A 17,293-nucleotide genomic window follows, 5' to 3' on the forward strand; every position below is an offset into this window, starting at 1 on the left:
CTAGCAACTGCTTCTTTCACCGTTTAGAGCATTGGACTGATAAGCCGCGCCAAGCCTTCCTTGAAACGAATACTTGTGCTACGTTCTTCGTAAGTTTCAAGTGTCAAACGTTTACTCACTGCAAGGTCTTTTTTGAAATCTTCACGTAGCTTTTGCGAAATATCATCATCATAGAGTACCATATTTCCCTCAAAACAAAGTTGCAGACTACGGTTATCAAAGTTCGCAGAGCCAACTGATGCGTATTCACCATCAATAATAAGCGTTTTAGAATGTACAAAACCTTTCTCATAAGTATAAACCTTTGCTCCCATTTTAAGCAAGTCAGCTGCATAATAATAGGTAGCCCAATAGACCAGAGGATGATCAGGTTTATTCGGAATCATTAAACGAACTTCTACTCCTGATAAAAGGGCCAGTTTTAAAGACTCATGCAAAGCATCATCTGGAACATAATAAGGGGTTTGAATGATAATCTCACGCTCCGCACTGTTTATCATCTTCATGTAAGTCATTTTGATTTGGGTTTTTACCTCGTCTGGACCTGATGTTACAAACTGTGTGATCACTCGGTCTCTTTCTAAGGCTGCTGGAAAGTATTCTTCTGCTTCAGAAATTTCAAATTTATGTTGACTGTTCCAGTCCATAATAAATCTGTTTTGAAGGGAGTAGACCACATCGCCTGTCAGACGGAGATGCGTATCACGCCAATAACCAAATTTCTCTGTTTCAGTCGCATATTCATCCCCAACATTAAAACCTCCTGTGTAGCCAATCTGGCCGTCAACAACCACAATCTTTCGATGCAAACGATAGTTGGTACGTGGATTAATTAAGGACAATATCAGTGGAAAGAAATACGAGACTTCTCCGCCAGCTTTCGTCAACCGTTCAAACTCATGCGGTTTTGTTTTACTGCTTCCCCAAGCATCAATTAAAAGACGTACCTCCACTCCTCTCTGGGCAGCCTCAACAAGAGCATCTGTTAATTCTTTACCCAGATTATCCATTCGAAAAATATAATATTCTAAATGCACATGGTGCTTTGCATTACGAATGTCTTCGATAAGAGCATCAAACTTTGCACGTCCATCTGTAAAGATTTTTACACCTGTATTTGAAGAAATAACCGCCTTTTCTTCCACGAAAAGCATATGAATAAGCTGCGTAATGCCATGATTTCGTGTAATTCTTTTGATAAATCCTTCTTCTTCATAAACCCGCCATGTGCGCTTTAACTGTTCTTCAAAACCTACACGAAAAGCACGTTGCACTCTAAAAATACGGTAGTGCGCAATCCCACGTCCTACTAGAATATACAAAATAAAACCAAAAATAGGCAAAAGATTAACGACAAAAAGCCAAGCCCATGTCGTTGAGGTACTTTTACGTTCTCTGAAAATAATCGTCATTGACAAAAAGAAGTTTAAGACAAAAATAGATAATTCAATGATGGCAACAAGACCCAAAATAAAACTCCTTTTCTAAATTCCTTATTCTCCAATTATAACACAGGCAATAAGCAAATATTTAATCTAAACTGAAGGTTTCATTGAAAGGTTTACAAGTTGCTGCGCGCCTTGCCTATTAGCATTCTCTTTGCTAAAGCAAAAAGAATGGAAAAGGTTCACCACTCGCTGCGCGCCTTGCCTATTAGCATTCTAATTTGCTAAAGCAAAAAGAATGGAAAAGGTTCACCACTCGCTACGCTCCTTGCGTATTATCATTCTAATTTGCTAAAGCAAAAAGGATGGAAAAGGTTCACCACTCGCTGCGCGCCTTGCCTATTATCATTCTAATTTGCTAAAGCAAAAAGAATGATAATACCCACGGGCTCGCCATGGGTACTTATGGTATATTCTTGAAGTTAAAGCCTGCTACCAATAGCTTATATGGCAGATTGTTATTACTTTTATCCGGCCATATGTTCTAGCCAATCTCCCGAATCAACCGGAATAAGCTGATCCTTTGTATTCACAGCTGCAGTTGAATTGTAGTGATAATAATAGACCTCTTCCTTTTGTCCATCACTTAACTGAGCGAGTGACGTACATCTGAGATATTCACTTTCATCACGATTATCCGGAAAAAAATTTTCCATCTCATCAAGGACCGCAATATTCTTGGGGAAGTCCCTCAATATAAAGATTTCTCCTAAAATTTCCGAATTTCCCTCAATAATCGCGGGATAGCCTTTATTTTCAATGTGAAACAAGCTTCCTTTAATCTTCCCAGGATAACTTTCTAAAACCTCGCCTTTCAAATACTTGTCATAATTGAACATGTCTGTGCGCAAGCTTCCGTAGACAAAAACTTTGTTCAACATATTTCTCCACCAATAGTTCGCAAATCTTCTGTGTAACGTGTACAAGCATCCAATGCTATCTCTATCCCTTTAACAATTTCGTCTAATGACATGTAAGGCGTATCTTTTTTATCAATAACCTGTGATGTCGCATAAGGAATATGGATAAATCCGCCTTTGACATTGGGATATTTTTCTTCCAGAAGATGGCGTACACCATAGAAAACATGATTACAAACAAAGGTTCCTGCTGTGTTTGAAAGCGTGCCCGGAATCCCCGCTTTATTGAGTTCGCTAACAATAGCTTTTACAGGAAGCGTTGAAAAGTAAGCAGGAGCACCTCCTTCTTTTACAGGCTCATCCACCGGTTGATTGCCTTCATTATCCGGAATCCTAAAGTCATCCACATTAATAGCTATACGCTCAGGTGTAATCGCGTAACGTCCACCTGCTTGGCCAATGTTTACAACAAAGTCTGGCTGATGTTTTTCGATTGCCTCCTCAATCTTTTCAAGTGATTTATAACGAACGGTTGGAATAATGAGCTTGATGATTTCAGCATCATTGATTTCTGAGGCTACACGCTTGACAGCTTCTTCAGCTGGGTTAAGTTTCTCTCCACCAAAGGGATCAAAACCTGTTAACAATATTTTCATAATAAACTCCTTATACTACTTAGAATGCAACAAAGTACATGACAAAAATGTGCAGAACGATGAGAGCAAGAGCCACAGGTGCTTGCACTTTAATTACCTTATTTTCATCTTTCATCTCAAGTAAGGCAGCAGGTACAATGTTAAAGTTAGCGGCCATCGGGGTCATCAAAGTACCACAATAACCTGCTGTAAGTGCCAATGCTCCTGCAATAACTGGATTCGCACCTTGGGAAAGAACAAAAGGAATACCGATACCCGCAGTAATTACAGAGAAAGCAGCAAAGGCATTTCCCATAATCATTGTAAAAATAACCATCCCCAAAACATAAGCAACAACACCGAGCAAGCGATTATCTGCAGGAACAACACCTGTGATAGCCTGTGAAATGACTTCACCTACTCCCGCTGTTGTAAACAGAGCACCCAATGCAACAAGCAACTGAGGTAGAATGGCGACTGGTCCCATCGAATCAAAAAGGCGCGCACCATCTTCAACAGACTCTGTAGCTTTCGCTTTCGTCATTATCAGTGCAAAAAGTAGAGAAACAAGCGAAGACACACCAATAGCAAAGAGTGATGAATTAGCATAGTTACCCAAGACCATCGCAATCCCAACAGCAACAAAGGCAAGAATGAAGGAAGGGATGAAAATTTTACTTTTTAACAACTTAGACTGTTTTTGACCAAATTTCTCATCTAAAGACTTATATTTTCCGAAAGTGACCTGCTTGCTGAGTGTAAGTAAGCTGCTCAATACAACGAAAAGACCAACCAGCCAAGCTGGGATAAGTGCACCTAAAATAAAAGGTAAAGCGATAAGAATCCAAAAAACCGTCGTTCCAATACGTTTTACACCTTGGATTGTCGTAAAGGCTTTATACGCCATATAAAGCATGAGCAGGCCCATTAGAACATAAAATACATTTAAAGAAACATCAATAAAAGCTTGCATAGACTAATTTTCTCCTTTCTTTCCGAATTTTCGTAATAGTTTTCGATCATAAAGCATAAACTGGACGGCAGTCACAACAAAAGCAAGTACAGCCATAATAATACTGGCTACTGCTACATCAACCGCCGTAACATTGTAATTAAAACTTGACAAGGTTGAAGTAATCAAAAGCACACCAGCACTGCCAGCAAACAAGTTCTGGCCAAAAAAGTTACCATAGTTTTCCGCTGCGGCTGAGAGAGCTTTTATGTTATCGTCTTCTGATTCAACATCACCATACTTACTTACTGCAGCCGCCTTTGCCATCGGTTGAATCAGCGGTCTCACAAACTGCGGATGCCCGCTGATACGGATGGACATAGCGCCTGCAATAAATCGAACAAAAACGTAAAAGAGTGTAATACGGCCTGTGGTGAGAGATTGCATACGTCCGATAAGCTCAACTGCACGCTGGCGAAGACCGTTTCGCTCTAACACACCAATAACGGGGAGCGTTAAGACAAAAAGGGAAACCATGCGGTTATCCACAAAAGACTGCCCCAAGATTGTAAGAATCTCCTGAATGCTCAAGCCAGCAACAAGTCCAGTCGAAACACCCGCGAGAACAACAACAAATAAGGTCTCTATCTTGAAAATAAACCCAATCAAAACAATTAAGACACCTATCAACTTGATCATGAAATGATTCCTTCTATAATTATATTTTAGACAATTATATAACATTTGTCCTTTTTGTTCAATCTATTTCGAATTTTTCTTTTTTTCTGATTTTTTATTAGATGAGACACAGCTTGAACTTAAGGTGAGCTTTATCCCCTCTCTCCTTGGGGAATTCAACATTTTTCGAGACTCCTATGAAAGCCGCCTTATCTCTCTAAGAATATTTATTTTACAGATTTGTATGGGAAAAGCACCCGCTCAAAAACGGATGCTTCTCCTCCTTACACACAATTTTATCTGTCGCTCTTGCGTAACTCAATTTTGTTATCCGCTACTTGTTCTACAAAATACGGATCATGTTCAATGACAAGCATACTTGGTTTCTCTCGCTTTATCATCTCAATAATTTGTTCTTGATTGAAAACATCGAGGTAATTGAGTGGTTCGTCCCAAAGATAGAGATGGGCAGGCTGAGTTAAGGCTCTTGCTAATTCGACTTTCCGTTGCTGTCCTTGACTCATATGTTCAATTTTTTGTTCAAAAACATTACGTTCGACCCCCAGTTTGCGCAAATTATTGAGGAAAGTTTCTAAATCTAGATTTTCCTCCTTGACAAAGTCACTCAAAAAGCCTTTGTTATCTGCAATTTGCCGAACCTGTGAAACAGTTAGATTATGAGCCATGTCAAAAGTTCCCTCGTATCGTCCGGAAAATTCTCCGGTTAATACATGAAGCAAGGAAGATTTTCCGATACCGTTCACTCCTGTCAAAGCAATGACCTGCCCTTGTTTTATGTCAAATGAAACAGGTTGGAAAAGAAATTGCTCGAAGCCTGCTGTCAAATTTTCGACCTTCAGCAAACGTTTTTGGTGACTATGCAAAACATGCATGGCTAATCCCGGCACTTCCTCCCAGTTTCTTAGAAGCTTTTCCTTATCTGCAATGTCTTCTTTCATACGCTTTTCTAGATTTTTAGACTTCTGCATCATATTTGCCGCTTTACGTCCTATAAATCCTTTATCTACACGCTTGGTTTCCGAATCAAAACCTCTTTTTTTGCGGGATTTTGTTGCTTCAAGGTTGCGAGACCAAGCTTCTTTTTCACGTGCCGTTTGCTTCAATCTGCCGATTTCTTTTCTGAGCTTATCATCTTGAGCTTTTTCAGTAAGATCTCTCAACCTTTTTTCTTCTTCATAGATCGCAAAATTTCCCGCATATATGTGCAAGTCCGCACGCTCAATAGCTAGCGTATGATCTGTTGTTTGATTCAGAAAATTGCGATCATGAGAAACCAATATATAACCTGCTTTTCCTTGGAGATAAACGGCTACCTTATCTCTTGAAGCCTTGTCCAGATGGTTGGTTGGTTCATCAATCAGTGCATAATTTTGCTCATCTAAAAAGAGAAGGGCCAGTAAAACTTTTGTTTGCTCCCCTCCTGATAAACTACTAAAAGGGCGCCAAAGCGTATCCAAATCAACATCCAGTAAGGTAAGTTCCCGTTCTAACTCCCATTGTTCAAAATCTGCTAGCTCTTGCAAGACAAACAAGGTCAGCTGACTTTTATCTTTAACTGTTTGTGGAAAATAGACAAAGCTCTTGCTGGTTTTCACCTCAGCATTAGCTTCTGTTTCGCCTACGAGAATCTTTAACAGCGTGCTCTTTCCTCTACCGTTACGTCCCACTAAACCCAGTTTCCACTTGTCATCAATATTGATATTTACCTTATCAAATATCAACTGGTCTGTATAAGCAAAAGTTAAGTTCTTAATTTGAATGTTTGACATATGCCTCCTGTCTAAAACCCGCCTCTGCCATGATTAGTGAACAGATAGGGTTTCTGTGTAAGTTTATTCATCTTTAGAGATTTTGTTACGCGATCTGTTTGTATTTGTTTCGGTTGTTGCTGCATGGTTTCCTCCTTGTTTAAAATCCAATCGAATAATGGGTATGATAACCATGCGGTTTGGTTGCTTTTTTCAAGCCCTTGTTCTGAATCTGTTTGTCTGTTTGTACAGCCATTTTCTTTTGTTTGGACTTGATTACCCGTAACTTTTCCTGCATAATTTTCTGCTTTGGAGACATAAAAAAACTCCTTCTCTCTATATTTCGCATTCACAAAAATAGAGAAAAAGAGTTCAAAACGCGCCACAAAAAGGGCTTTATTTCCGAAAGTCTATTTCCTATAAATCATGAATACGAAAAAACTCTTGCGGCTATACTCTTCACCGCTTTTAACATTCTTTCAAATTTCATGACTTATAATTTCAATAGTCCTTACCTCACTTTTATCGTTAGAGCAAGTTTATCAAAACAGTAGCATGCTGTCAAGAAAAATACTTGACTCGTTTGTTTCATACGCACCTTAAGATACCTCGGAAACCGCTTTTTCACGGTAGCTCAAGAGGCTAAGTACACACACCACCAAGGCAAATACAGAAATACCCCATGGATTAGAGACAACGACCTTGTAGCTTATGATAAGCAGGACAAGCAATGTAAAGATTGAAACTGTCTTGATGAACCAACCCCCTGTTCCCGTTTTAAAATAAAAAATAATCGCGGAGATGAGCAGCATTATCCATACGATAAGTATCGTATAAGAAATTGAGCCTGCTAAGTATACAAATAAATTATCTTTAAAAATAAAGGAGAGAATTGCCCCAATAAAGAGCATTCCCGAACAAAAAATTATCGCTGAGACGGGCACGCGCTTGCTTGACAGTTGGCCAAGCGTTTTGCCCATGATACCTTTTGAATCTTTGGCTCGAGAATAAACCGAACGAGATGTAGCATAAACCGCAGAGTTAATCACCGAAAAGAGAGCTAAAATAATGACGAAATTGACAATAAGAGCCGCTCCAGGAATACCTAACTTTTCAAAAATCAAAACAAAGGGACTCTTTTGAGTGCTACTCAAAAATTTCCAAGAATAGAGTTCTACAAAGATAAACATCGGAATAACATAGAATGAGAAAATACGCATAATAACACCGCGAATAGCTTTAGGTATCGCTTTTTTAGGATTTTCTACCTCTGAAACTGTTAGTGCAATGAGTTCAGAACCTCCATAAGAATAGATAACGATAAGCATGGCATTGAAAACACCCTTCATGCCATTTGGCATAAAACCACCGTATTTATTCATTTGACCTAGTCCCTCACTAAACCCAAGGTGAAAAACTTGTACAGCGACCAAGTAGAGCCCGACGACGATAAGGATCAGAATAACCATAATTTTTGCCCAAGCTAACCAGTATTCTGTTTCAGCAAAGACACGTACTGAGTAGAGATTGAGCCCTAAAGTGATAATAGCAACAATAAGTACAAAAACCCATGACGGAACTTGTGGAAGCCATACGCCTAAAAATTGGGCTATAGCTACAGACTCAGCCACCATGGCAGCCATCCATAATGACCAATAAACCCAGTCTGTAAAGTGGGCAAATCTTTTTCCTACATAAGGTGCGATAAGACCAGCTAGTCCCACAGTGGTCTCTTTTTGATGCAGAATAATCTGACCCGCGCCATACATCACAACATATAGGATGATGCCAGCTAACAGATAAGCTAACATTACTGCGGGACCTGAGGCTTGTATCGCATTGCTTGAACCGGCAAACAAACCTGCTCCAATAGCCCCGCCAAGTGATAACATAATCACATGTCTTGCTTTCATTGAAGACTTCAGTTTTTGCTTAGAATTTTCCAAGTAAAATCCCTCATTTCTATTATTTTTATCTTTTTAGCTTCTTCACAAAGGGATAAAGTCCAGCTAAAACACTCTCAAACTTACTTTATACCTTGATAAAAAACTAAAAAGTTACTCAATTTGAAAAGAAAAAAACCGGGTAAATACCCGGCTTTTAATCACGGGCACAGATACTTTTTGAGAATACTCAAAAGCTGTATCTATGCCAAGCATAAACACAACTTATCTGCGCCAAAAATAAAAGACTGTCAATGTTGATGCTTTGCTCATGTGATTTTTTCTCCTTCTCAAATTTAAAATTTATTATATATAAAAATATTTTAAATTGCAAGAATTTGTGTGAATTTATATAAAAATTATAATATTAGCTATTGATACGCAAGCTTCTCCTGTTTCCGCAATAAATAAAAAAGTTAATTCTTTTTTCTTGACATGGAACGCGTTTCATAATTTACAATGAAGGCATCAAAAATATAAAGGAGATTTGACGATGATCAAACACATTTTTGCAGACATGGATGGAACACTTCTGGACACACGTGGCTATCTTTCTGATACGAATCGCTGGTCTATCTGTCTTAGTGATATACCAGTTACACTGGCCTCAGCACGTAGTCCTTTTGAAATGAGCCCTATACTGAACACGCTCCAATTAAAAACGCCACAGATTGCTTTCAACGGAAACTTGATTTTTACCCAAAATGACTTTGGAATTCAGGTTATAGAAAAACACATCTTAGCTACTGAGACGGTTTCAGAAATTTTAGCTTACATTTCTTCAAACTTTCCAAGTGTGAGCCTCAGCTGGTATAGTCTTGCACATTGGTATATCAAAAAGCAGGATAAGGCTGTCTTTGTCCAAAAGGCGCTCACCGGCGCTGAACCACGAATAAAAGATTTTGATGGAAATTCCGAAATTTACAAGATTATGCTGATGACCTTTGACCCAGAGGAACTGTTGCATATACAGTCCTCACTGGACGCACTCAACATCCCGGAAATTCAACTTACACGTTCGACAGTTCATACTTTAGAAATTACTTCCAACAAAAGAACAAAAGCAGATGCTGCTCAAACAATTCTGAAAGAAAAAAATCTCAACTTTGAAGAATCTGCCGCAATTGGAGACGGTCACAATGATATTCCCCTCCTAAAAGTTGCTGGTCTCTCCATTGCAGTAGACAATGCTCACACAGAAGTCAAGAGATATGTTAAAATGATCGTAGGAAAAAATACAGATCATGGTGTGACTGAAGCTCTTTCAGCCATTCGCGAAATCAATGAACAGGTAATCTTATGACCTCTCTTTCTGATATTGCCAAGCTCACGGGATATTCCAAGGCGACCGTTTCTCGTGTCTTATCGGGTAACGGCTATGCCTCTCAAAAAGCATGCGAAAAAATACTCAAAACCGCTGCTGAGTTAGACTATGCTACAAACGCAATTGCGCAAGAGCTTGCGCACGGTGCAACACATAACATAGGTGTTGTTCTCCCCTATATCAAAGCCTCTTTTTTCAGCAAGATTCTCGAAGGTATCCTTGAAAGAAGCTTTGAAACAGGGTATAAAATTATTATCCTGCCTTCAAACTACAACCAAGACCTAGAAATCCAATATCTGGAAAAATTACGAAAAAAAGCGCTTGAAGCAATCATCTTCACCTCTCGTCAGGTGTCTGAGGAAACCATTCTTAAGTATCAAAAATACGGCCCCATTGTCCTTTGCTATCGTCCAGAAAACAGCAACATCCCAGAGACCTACGCCAACCGCATTCCAGCCTATCGTCAGGCTTTTCAATGGCTTAAAGAACAAAATTGTTCAAATATCGGCTTTCTTTTGTCCAGAGGAAACAGTCCAACTATATCAACAACTCTACAAGCATATAGGGATATTTATAATATTAAACCTCATCTTGAACAGATAAAGTCGGGGTTAATATCAGCTGAGGATGCCTATCGTTTAGCACCAGAACTCACCCAGTTTGATGGGATATTTGCCAACTCTGACGAGATTGCTGCCAATGTTTGGCGCTGGTTTGATGAACAACAACTTCCCAAACCTATTATTGTGGGGCAAGAACGACTGCTTTCAGGGCAGCTGCTCAAAATTCCTACTGTAGATAACCACTGTCATGAAGTTGGACGAATGGCTTTTGAGCAAGCTATTTCAAAAACAGGGGGACAATCTTCTATCCCTTCTGAGTTTATCTTAGAACGTTAGTCTGAACACATGCAACTGAAATAAATCCCAAGTCCAAAATTCTTGGGATTTTTTGATTAATCAAGAACCAATGAAGCCTAGTCTTAAAAATATTGATATAATAGCCTAGGATAAAAATTAAAAAGAAAGGTTATCTTAATGAAAAAAATTATTGAAATTCCAGATGATCTTATGCATAAAATCGTTCAAAAACAGTATAAAATATCCGTTGAACAAAATCAAATTGTTTTAAAAAATGAGACAGAACAAGTTGATATTCAAAATTTTTCTTTACATTATGTTCTTGTACCCAGTCTATTAAGTTTAGGAATTTCCTTGATGACTTTCTTACTGAGTGGGGAAAGGCAAATAGCTTTTACAGGTGGCAGATACCTCTCCGTAGCAGGTATGAGCATGCTCTGTGCCACAATTATTGGCTTTATCACTTTTATTTGGGTTTATGCAAAACAGAACATATCCACGAAAAAACGAAAGCTCAGTCGCATAAGAGAACTTGGAACCATCGGACTAGCCTATACACTCATTATTTTCGCAGTTCAAGCTTTGATTTGGCATATTCTTGGAATGACCTTTGTTGGTGTAACCTTGGATCCTCTCACAGCCTCCTTCTTGTCTGCTCTATTTTCTGCAATCGTCTTTTATTTTTTGATTCTCTTTGCAGTTTCTGTCCAAATATCTCATCTCATCGTTTTACTTTTTGTGACTTTCATCGGTGGCATTTTTCTTTCCATGGCAACAAATGGACAAAATGGCTGGTGGCAGTATAATTTTAGCTTCTTAGGGACAGGCGAAGCGGAAAATCAATGGCAGTTTAATTTTACGATGATTTTTTCAGCCCTAATGCTCCTGACGATTACTGATTACTTATTTGTCGAATTCCAAAAAAGTAAGTTCTACAACTTCAAGATTAAAGTTGTTCAAGCCTTTTACTATGTCATCGCTCTATTTATCGCTGGGGTTGGGCTATTTCCTGCCCAGTCGTGGACCATGGTTTTTCACAATGCTTCTGCCTATGGTATCGTTTTATGCATCATCATTTTAATCCTGCTGAGCAAATATCTTCTGCCACAGTTGTCAAAAGAGTTTTTAAGCATGTCTGCCCTTGTTTTTATAGGACTCGTGGCATCTGCTGTCTTATTTCTAAAAGTTCATTATCTCTCACTCACTGTTTTTGAAATCATCGCCTTTGCAATTTCTTTCTCCTGGCTCGTAATGATGATTAATGCTCTACAAAAGATGTTGCACGAATCTAGTGTGTATTATATTAAGATACTTGAAAATGAAGAAATTCAAATACAAAAACAAGGAGAGTAGATGATGGACTTCCAAAAAGTTAAACTTTTGGGTGCACATCAAGGCTCGCCTTGTTTTTTGCTCTTCTTTTAATATTGCTAAGCCCTATATATTCGACTCTATCCAGCTTAATTGTTCATCTTGCTTAAGAAGAAAGACACAACAGCTACAACGATAACAGCACCAATGATGGAAGGGATAAGAGCCATTCCTGCTAAACTAGGCCCCCATGTTCCTAACAATGCTTGACCAACAGCTGAGCCTATAAGACCAGCTAAGATATTAGCAATCCATCCCATAGATTTCCCTTTACTTGTGATTGCACCTGCAATCATCCCAATAATTGCGCCAACGATTAATGACCAAATCATAAAACACCTCTTTCTATATCGTATAATAATTCTAACAAATTAAAAATATACTTACAAACTTTTCAACTTGCTTTTTTGATGAACTTTCGCCTGCCTAATCATTTTTATAAATAGTTAAAGGAAGTTTTTTAATATAATATGGTATACTAGGGGTAGTAAAAGGAATTTTTAAGGAGTTCTATATGAAAAAATTTAAATTACCACTACTTATAGTGAGTTCATTTGCTACTCTCTTACTTCTCGTAGCTTGTGGCAACAACACGAATGCTAAAAAAGACACAAATTCTGAATCTTCTAGCTCTGTCAAAAGTTCTGCCTCAGACACAAACACGAGCTCTGATACAAAAACTTCTGAAAGCACAGACACTGCATCCTCTACAGAAGCCCCAAAATCTCCCACCACTGAAAGCAGTGATACAGGTTGGGTAGACAACTCGAACAATCCTGTAGAAAATAACGGTGCAGGTGGACACAGTCCACAAGCTGACTCTAATGCATCTTCCTCTCACTCAGAATCAGACACTGTCGGGCATTCTTGGGTGTTGGTTTACGTTGATAAGTCTGGAAACAAGCATGAATCAACGGTTTCAACATCTTACAAAGAACTTCAAGATAAAGCCAACGCTTTACTTGCCTCTGGTGAAGCAACCTCTTATTATTTTATTCAAAAATAAAAAAAGTAAGCTATTAGATTTTCTCTAAAACAGCTTACTTTTTTATTTGGGGCAAGGGCATTCTACAACACATCATTCATAATAGAATGAATCATTGCAATCACTCGTGCTGTTGATTTTCCATCCCTGTATTGATAAGTTTTTTTGAAAAAATCATCTCTTTTTTTCTTATAGCCATCATCCCTACAGCTTTGAAGTGCTTGGATCAGTTCCTCTTCATTAAATGCCAGCGGACCTGGAAATTCAGTCCTGTAGTCAATGGTTAATCCTGGTTTCATTGAATATTTTTTAAAATCAGGAACATAAGCAACAACAGGCTTGTCAAAAATCATCCAATCGATAGCAATAGCAGAATAATCTGTTATTAGAACATCACTCACACAAAAAATTGAGGAAATCAATTCATCCTCAATAAAGAGAACATTGGGAACATCTGCATATCTTGAATCTGGAATCAAAGGGTGCGCTTTATAAATAATAATATAGTCGCGCCCTAAGGCCTTCTGCACACGTTCCAAATCTATAGCAACTTCTCTAAAATGAGTACTTATACGGCCTCGGAATGTCGGAGCATAAGTAATAACTGTTTTATTTTCTATGAAAGGATACTTTTCCAAGAGTCTTTTTCTTGTTTTATCTACAAAGTCCGAATCAAAAATTTTATCGTTGTTAGGTATACCTGTTACAAGGACATTTTTCTCTGGGAGATTAAAGGCTTCAGCATAAATTTTTTTAAAAAAATCAGAATTTGCAATGACATAATCATAGTTTTTAACTTCATAATCACGTTCCACCTTGTTTCCAAAATTCTTCAAGGCACCTGTCGCATGCCATACTTCCAATACTTTGACCTTGCTTCTGTGAGGGAATTTAGAAATCACAAAGTTATTATAGTCAAGGATAACCAGCTTTGAACTTTGGATGATAAAAAGCTGTCTGATACAAGCTATGCCATATCGGAGATTTCCTAAAAATGTTGGCTTGAACTTGAACAACAAAGTTTTCAGCTCATAGCTCTGCTCTGCAGCTAGGGCTTCATACAAAATTTTAAAATCTTTTGAGAGGTTATCATGCTCTAGAGAGATAAAGGTGATTCGATTTTTATGCAGACGTGAAAGAAAAGTAAAGGGATAAAAGAAAGACAAAATAAGAGTTAATACAATCGCTTTAAATTTCACTAAAAACCTCTGTCATTCTTCTTTAAAACTGTATTTTAAATCTTTTTTGATTTGACTTGAAGAGCGCTTGCCACGAGGAAAATACATAATTTTCAGCTCAGGAAAATCTTCTTTCAAAAGGGCAATCTTTCCATACCAATCCTCTCCCATAGCAAATCTATCAACGTATAAGCGCTGTTCTTTCCATGATTGCTCCGAAACCACTAAATCCACCCACTGCACTGCTTCTAAAACGCCTTTTCCAGTATTACAGTCTTGACAGTCTTTTTTGTTCTTTCCAAATTTAGCTGTAGACAGCATCACAATACGCCCGTCTCCCAAATTTCGAGCATTCCCTAACATATCAATAGGGCTTTCATGCAAAATGTCAAAGGGACCTGCTACTAAAATTACTTTTTCTTTCATCTCTTTGTTCTCGTTTTAATATGCTATCATCCTTGCGCCTAAAGGCACTAAGGATGAACGGCAATTCCTATAAGAATTGCCTGAGCATCTTATTCGTCATTCTTCAAAAAAATATCGTTTGTGAAGAATGACTTCATAATCTTTTATGAAAAGCTGCTGCGCTGCTTTTAAAGAAGGTATGCTATCATCCTTGCGCCTAAAGGCGCTAAGGTTGAACGGCAATTCCTATAAAAATTGCCTGAGCGTCTTATTTGTCATTCTTCAAAAAAATATCGTTTGTGAAGAATGACTTCATAATCTTTTATGAAAAGCTGCTGCGCTGCTTTTGAATAAAGTACGCTATCATCCTTGCGCCTAAAGGCACTAAGGATGAACGGCAATTCCTATAAGAATTGCCTGAGCATCTTATTCGTCATTCTTCAAAAAAATATCGTTTGTGAAGAATGACTTCATAATCTTTTATGAAAAGCTGCTGCGCTGCTTTTGAAGAAGTACGCTATCATCCTTGCGCCTAAAGGCGCTAAGGTTGAACGGCTGATGACATTATTGTGTCAGTTGTTCTTGAAGCAAGTTACGAACGCGTGTTTTTTCGTCTTCAGCCACTACTTGAAAGCTTAAGCTATTGAGCATCTGTCCTTGTCCCTGAATAGACTCATGAACAACATTACCAAAAGCTTGATTATAATTCAGTACAATTTTTTGCATCTGATCCCAAGTCAAATCTGTTTTTACATTTCCACCCAAAGCTTCAAGAATACCTTGATAAGCCGTGAGACTTTGCGGAGATTTTATCTTACTTAGAATAGCAGCGATAACTTCTTGTTGGCGCTTTTCTCGTCCATAAGTTCCTCTCGGATCGTCATGACGCATACGAACATAAGCAAGAGCTTTTTTACCATTTAAAGTATTTTCGCCCTTATGAAAAGTCATATCGTCAACGTTAAAATCTAGATCAGAGTTAACGGTTATCCCGCCTAAAGCATCAACCAGATGTTCAATACCGCTAAAATTCATCGTCACATAATGATCAATATCCAGTTGAAGCAATTGATTGACAGCTGCTATAGAAGCTGCTGCTCCTCCCTGAACATAAGCAGCATTAATCTTATTAGAGGCTGTAATGGAACCATCTGCAGACTCAATAAAGGTATCTCTGGGAATGGAGACCATGGTCGTTTGCTTTTTTGTAGGATTAACTGTAACAAGCATCAAGCTGTCCGTTCTGCCTGATAAATCTTCCTGCCGCGAGTCAAGACCCATAATCAGAAAAGATAAAGGTTTATTTTCACTGATTGCACGGCTGGCCTCCGCTTGGTTTTTTGAAGTTTCCAGTGGAGCATAGGTTTTATCAATATTTACCCTTGCTGTCTGGTAGAAAAAGGCCGCAAAAGCCGTACCTGTAACAAGGAGAAGTCCTAAAGTAATTAATATTGCATTCCTTATCGGATGTTTCTTTTTCTGCTGTTTTTTCTTGCTTCTGTTCATTGCCATACTGACCTCTTTTTCTATCACATATATAACTACATAAACATTTCTTTTGTAACATTTTTCGTCACATTATATCCAATTATATCATTGTTTATATCTTTTGCAACGAGATTACAACTTTTTCGTCAATAAATTAAAGTTATGTATTTGAAACTTTAACATTTGATAAAAAAAGAAAGGAAATCCTCTCTACTGCATAATCTTTTCAATAATTTTTTGGCTGCTGTTGCCTTGCGCCCAGGGATTAAAGCGCTGATTAAAAACTCTCAGCCGTTCCTGATCAAAGTTCTTATCCCGAATGGCGAAAAGAAGTTCATCCTCCGTCTGAAATGGCGAGCTGGGGAGGTCATCCTGCACATCCAGATAAAAGCCGCGCAAGGCTGTGCCATAAACATCTAAGTCATACATATAAAAGTAAATAGGGCGATTCAAAATAGCATAGTCAAAGAAAACGGATGAATAATCTGTCACCAATACATCTGCCATAAGATAAGCCTCATGGATGTCCGAAGTCGCAGGCATGGAGAACACAAAATCTCTTAGGCTCTCGTCAATCTTGACTTGATTTGAAATTAAATAATGTGGCTTGAACAAGACAACGTAATCTTGACCCAGCACAGTTTTCCAACGTGAAAAATCAACCTGTAGCTTGATATGGTAACCATCTAAGCCATAAGTATCATCTCGCCAAGTAGGGGCATAGAGAATAACTTTTTTATCTAAAGGTAACTTATAGGTTGTTTTGACTTGTTTCATTTTTTCAGGTGTTACTTTTGTTAATACCTCTGTCCTTGGATAGGCCACTTGGATCATTTTTTCCCGAGGAAACTGAAAGGCAGTTTCAAATTTTTCAGCCGCAAAGGAAGAAGGAGCAATTAACCAATCCCAGTGCCTACTGTCTTGATCATAAGATTTGACCATTTGTCCATGTGTCAAATAAGCTCGGTAATGTTTGCCTGTATCTTCAATATCATGTCCTAAACGTTTCAAAGGCGTGCCATGCCAAGTTTGAAGATAAATCTGGTCTTTAGCCTTGTGATAGTAAGGGGCCATTTTGGCATTGAAAACCCAGTATTTTGCTCTGGTTAAGGCTTTATAGTAAGCCAAACTGTTGAACTTAACCACCTGAGCAGCGCCTGCAACGGGATACGGCTTTTTTAAGGCCCAAACCAGTTGATATTCCGAATAAACAGGGTGTTTCCGTAAAGCTTCAAAGATAGCGCCAGGGCTATCCCCTACTGATTTACCGTTATAGCTAGCAAAAAGAACCATCTTGGGTTCTCGTTTAATGAAAAAGGCTAAGAGATATAAAAATATTGCAAGCAAGGACTTTAATATAATGCGCCTTAAGTTCCCTAAAAAACTCACCCATGTCATGC

The 17,293-nt window shown here is 38.4% G+C and carries 17 protein-coding genes; 4 read left to right on the plus strand and 13 right to left on the minus strand.

All coding sequences use genetic code 11. From position 1 onward, the window contains the following. Positions 1 to 23: 23 nt before the first annotated feature. The 8 genes from cls to NFR51_RS00300 all read right to left on the minus strand — a co-directional run bounded on the left by cls (position 24) and on the right by NFR51_RS00300 (position 8,285). Entirely contained in the window at positions 24 to 1,469 is a 1,446-nt protein-coding gene (gene cls / locus NFR51_RS00265) for a cardiolipin synthase (RefSeq protein ID WP_251711773.1), read from the minus strand. 443 nt (positions 1,470 to 1,912) lie between these two features. Continuing rightward, positions 1,913 to 2,326 (minus strand): gamma-glutamylcyclotransferase family protein, encoded by a 414-nt coding sequence (locus NFR51_RS00270; RefSeq protein ID WP_251711774.1) that lies wholly within the window; start codon positions 2,324 to 2,326, stop codon positions 1,913 to 1,915. Beyond that, positions 2,320 to 2,961, minus strand: coding sequence for a pyroglutamyl-peptidase I (pcp, locus tag NFR51_RS00275; protein WP_251711775.1), 642 nt, complete (start codon positions 2,959 to 2,961; stop codon positions 2,320 to 2,322). The genes NFR51_RS00270 and pcp overlap by 7 nt, the downstream gene beginning before the upstream one ends. A gap of 19 nt (positions 2,962 to 2,980) precedes the next feature. After that, complete coding sequence (locus NFR51_RS00280) at positions 2,981 to 3,913, minus strand: DUF979 domain-containing protein (protein WP_251711776.1); 933 nt, start codon at positions 3,911 to 3,913, stop codon at positions 2,981 to 2,983. 3 nt (positions 3,914 to 3,916) lie between these two features. Beyond that, positions 3,917 to 4,591 (minus strand): DUF969 domain-containing protein, encoded by a 675-nt coding sequence (locus NFR51_RS00285; RefSeq protein WP_251711777.1) that lies wholly within the window; start codon positions 4,589 to 4,591, stop codon positions 3,917 to 3,919. 275 nt (positions 4,592 to 4,866) lie between these two features. Then, positions 4,867 to 6,360 (minus strand): ABC-F type ribosomal protection protein Lsa(D), encoded by a 1,494-nt coding sequence (gene lsa(D), locus NFR51_RS00290; protein ID WP_251711778.1) that lies wholly within the window; start codon positions 6,358 to 6,360, stop codon positions 4,867 to 4,869. Between the two features lie 11 nt (positions 6,361 to 6,371). Then, positions 6,372 to 6,725 carry a hypothetical protein gene (locus tag NFR51_RS00295; RefSeq protein WP_251711779.1) on the minus strand — a complete coding sequence of 118 codons (354 nt, stop codon included), beginning with the start codon at positions 6,723 to 6,725 and terminating at the stop codon, positions 6,372 to 6,374. A 213-nt stretch (positions 6,726 to 6,938) separates the two neighbouring features. Further along, the gene (locus tag NFR51_RS00300) at positions 6,939 to 8,285 is read right to left on the minus strand and encodes an amino acid permease (RefSeq protein ID WP_251711780.1); all 1,347 of its coding nucleotides are present in this window, start codon (positions 8,283 to 8,285) and stop codon (positions 6,939 to 6,941) included. Positions 8,286 to 8,775: 490 nt separating this feature from the next. Between NFR51_RS00300 and NFR51_RS00305 the strand changes: the two genes are divergently transcribed. The 3 genes from NFR51_RS00305 (at position 8,776) to NFR51_RS00315 (ending at position 11,819) form a co-directional block, all read left to right on the plus strand. Continuing rightward, on the plus strand, positions 8,776 to 9,585 hold the full coding sequence (locus NFR51_RS00305; protein WP_251711781.1) for a Cof-type HAD-IIB family hydrolase: 810 nt from the start codon (positions 8,776 to 8,778) through the stop codon (positions 9,583 to 9,585). Then, positions 9,582 to 10,505, plus strand: a complete 924-nt coding sequence (locus NFR51_RS00310; RefSeq protein ID WP_251711782.1) for a LacI family DNA-binding transcriptional regulator — start codon at positions 9,582 to 9,584, stop codon at positions 10,503 to 10,505. Before NFR51_RS00305 ends, NFR51_RS00310 begins: the two co-directional genes overlap by 4 nt. A gap of 138 nt (positions 10,506 to 10,643) precedes the next feature. After that, positions 10,644 to 11,819 carry a DUF998 domain-containing protein gene (locus tag NFR51_RS00315; RefSeq protein WP_251711783.1) on the plus strand — a complete coding sequence of 392 codons (1,176 nt, stop codon included), beginning with the start codon at positions 10,644 to 10,646 and terminating at the stop codon, positions 11,817 to 11,819. A gap of 107 nt (positions 11,820 to 11,926) precedes the next feature. Here NFR51_RS00315 and NFR51_RS00320 read toward each other — a convergent pair whose 3' ends face one another. Continuing rightward, on the minus strand, positions 11,927 to 12,169 hold the full coding sequence (locus NFR51_RS00320) for a GlsB/YeaQ/YmgE family stress response membrane protein (protein WP_251711784.1): 243 nt from the start codon (positions 12,167 to 12,169) through the stop codon (positions 11,927 to 11,929). A gap of 182 nt (positions 12,170 to 12,351) precedes the next feature. Here NFR51_RS00320 and NFR51_RS00325 point away from each other — a divergent pair, with 182 nt between their 5' ends. Continuing rightward, positions 12,352 to 12,843 (plus strand): hypothetical protein, encoded by a 492-nt coding sequence (locus NFR51_RS00325; RefSeq protein WP_251711785.1) that lies wholly within the window; start codon positions 12,352 to 12,354, stop codon positions 12,841 to 12,843. A gap of 62 nt (positions 12,844 to 12,905) precedes the next feature. Here the strand turns inward: NFR51_RS00325 and NFR51_RS00330 are convergent, their stop codons facing one another. The 4 genes from NFR51_RS00330 to NFR51_RS00345 form a co-directional block, all read right to left on the minus strand. Continuing rightward, the gene (locus tag NFR51_RS00330) at positions 12,906 to 14,021 is read right to left on the minus strand and encodes a CDP-glycerol glycerophosphotransferase family protein (RefSeq protein ID WP_251711786.1); all 1,116 of its coding nucleotides are present in this window, start codon (positions 14,019 to 14,021) and stop codon (positions 12,906 to 12,908) included. 12 nt (positions 14,022 to 14,033) lie between these two features. Next, positions 14,034 to 14,426 carry a nucleotidyl transferase family protein gene (locus tag NFR51_RS00335; RefSeq protein ID WP_251711787.1) on the minus strand — a complete coding sequence of 131 codons (393 nt, stop codon included), beginning with the start codon at positions 14,424 to 14,426 and terminating at the stop codon, positions 14,034 to 14,036. Between the two features lie 543 nt (positions 14,427 to 14,969). Then, positions 14,970 to 15,917 carry an LCP family glycopolymer transferase gene (locus NFR51_RS00340; protein WP_251711788.1) on the minus strand — a complete coding sequence of 316 codons (948 nt, stop codon included), beginning with the start codon at positions 15,915 to 15,917 and terminating at the stop codon, positions 14,970 to 14,972. Between the two features lie 186 nt (positions 15,918 to 16,103). Beyond that, positions 16,104 to 17,291 carry a CDP-glycerol glycerophosphotransferase family protein gene (locus NFR51_RS00345; protein WP_251711789.1) on the minus strand — a complete coding sequence of 396 codons (1,188 nt, stop codon included), beginning with the start codon at positions 17,289 to 17,291 and terminating at the stop codon, positions 16,104 to 16,106. Positions 17,292 to 17,293: the final 2 nt, after the last annotated feature.

This window comes from Lactococcus ileimucosae (assembly GCF_943193185.1).
Taxonomy (GTDB): domain Bacteria; phylum Bacillota; class Bacilli; order Lactobacillales; family Streptococcaceae; genus Lactococcus; species Lactococcus ileimucosae.

What these genes read in the sequence shown, in the direction of transcription:
- NFR51_RS00270 (WP_251711774.1), bottom strand. Translation starts at nt 2,326, where the DNA reads ATGTTGAACAAAGTTTTTGTCTACGGAAGCTTGCGCACAGACATGTTC.
- pcp (WP_251711775.1), bottom strand. Translation starts at nt 2,961, where the DNA reads ATGAAAATATTGTTAACAGGTTTTGATCCCTTTGGTGGAGAGAAACTT.
- NFR51_RS00280 (WP_251711776.1), bottom strand. Translation starts at nt 3,913, where the DNA reads ATGCAAGCTTTTATTGATGTTTCTTTAAATGTATTTTATGTTCTAATG.
- NFR51_RS00285 (WP_251711777.1), bottom strand. Translation starts at nt 4,591, where the DNA reads ATGATCAAGTTGATAGGTGTCTTAATTGTTTTGATTGGGTTTATTTTC.
- NFR51_RS00305 (WP_251711781.1), top strand. Translation starts at nt 8,776, where the DNA reads ATGATCAAACACATTTTTGCAGACATGGATGGAACACTTCTGGACACA.
- NFR51_RS00310 (WP_251711782.1), top strand. Translation starts at nt 9,582, where the DNA reads ATGACCTCTCTTTCTGATATTGCCAAGCTCACGGGATATTCCAAGGCG.
- NFR51_RS00315 (WP_251711783.1), top strand. Translation starts at nt 10,644, where the DNA reads ATGAAAAAAATTATTGAAATTCCAGATGATCTTATGCATAAAATCGTT.
- NFR51_RS00320 (WP_251711784.1), bottom strand. Translation starts at nt 12,169, where the DNA reads ATGATTTGGTCATTAATCGTTGGCGCAATTATTGGGATGATTGCAGGT.
- NFR51_RS00325 (WP_251711785.1), top strand. Translation starts at nt 12,352, where the DNA reads ATGAAAAAATTTAAATTACCACTACTTATAGTGAGTTCATTTGCTACT.
- NFR51_RS00335 (WP_251711787.1), bottom strand. Translation starts at nt 14,426, where the DNA reads ATGAAAGAAAAAGTAATTTTAGTAGCAGGTCCCTTTGACATTTTGCAT.
- NFR51_RS00340 (WP_251711788.1), bottom strand. Translation starts at nt 15,917, where the DNA reads ATGGCAATGAACAGAAGCAAGAAAAAACAGCAGAAAAAGAAACATCCG.
- NFR51_RS00345 (WP_251711789.1), bottom strand. Translation starts at nt 17,291, where the DNA reads ATGACATGGGTGAGTTTTTTAGGGAACTTAAGGCGCATTATATTAAAG.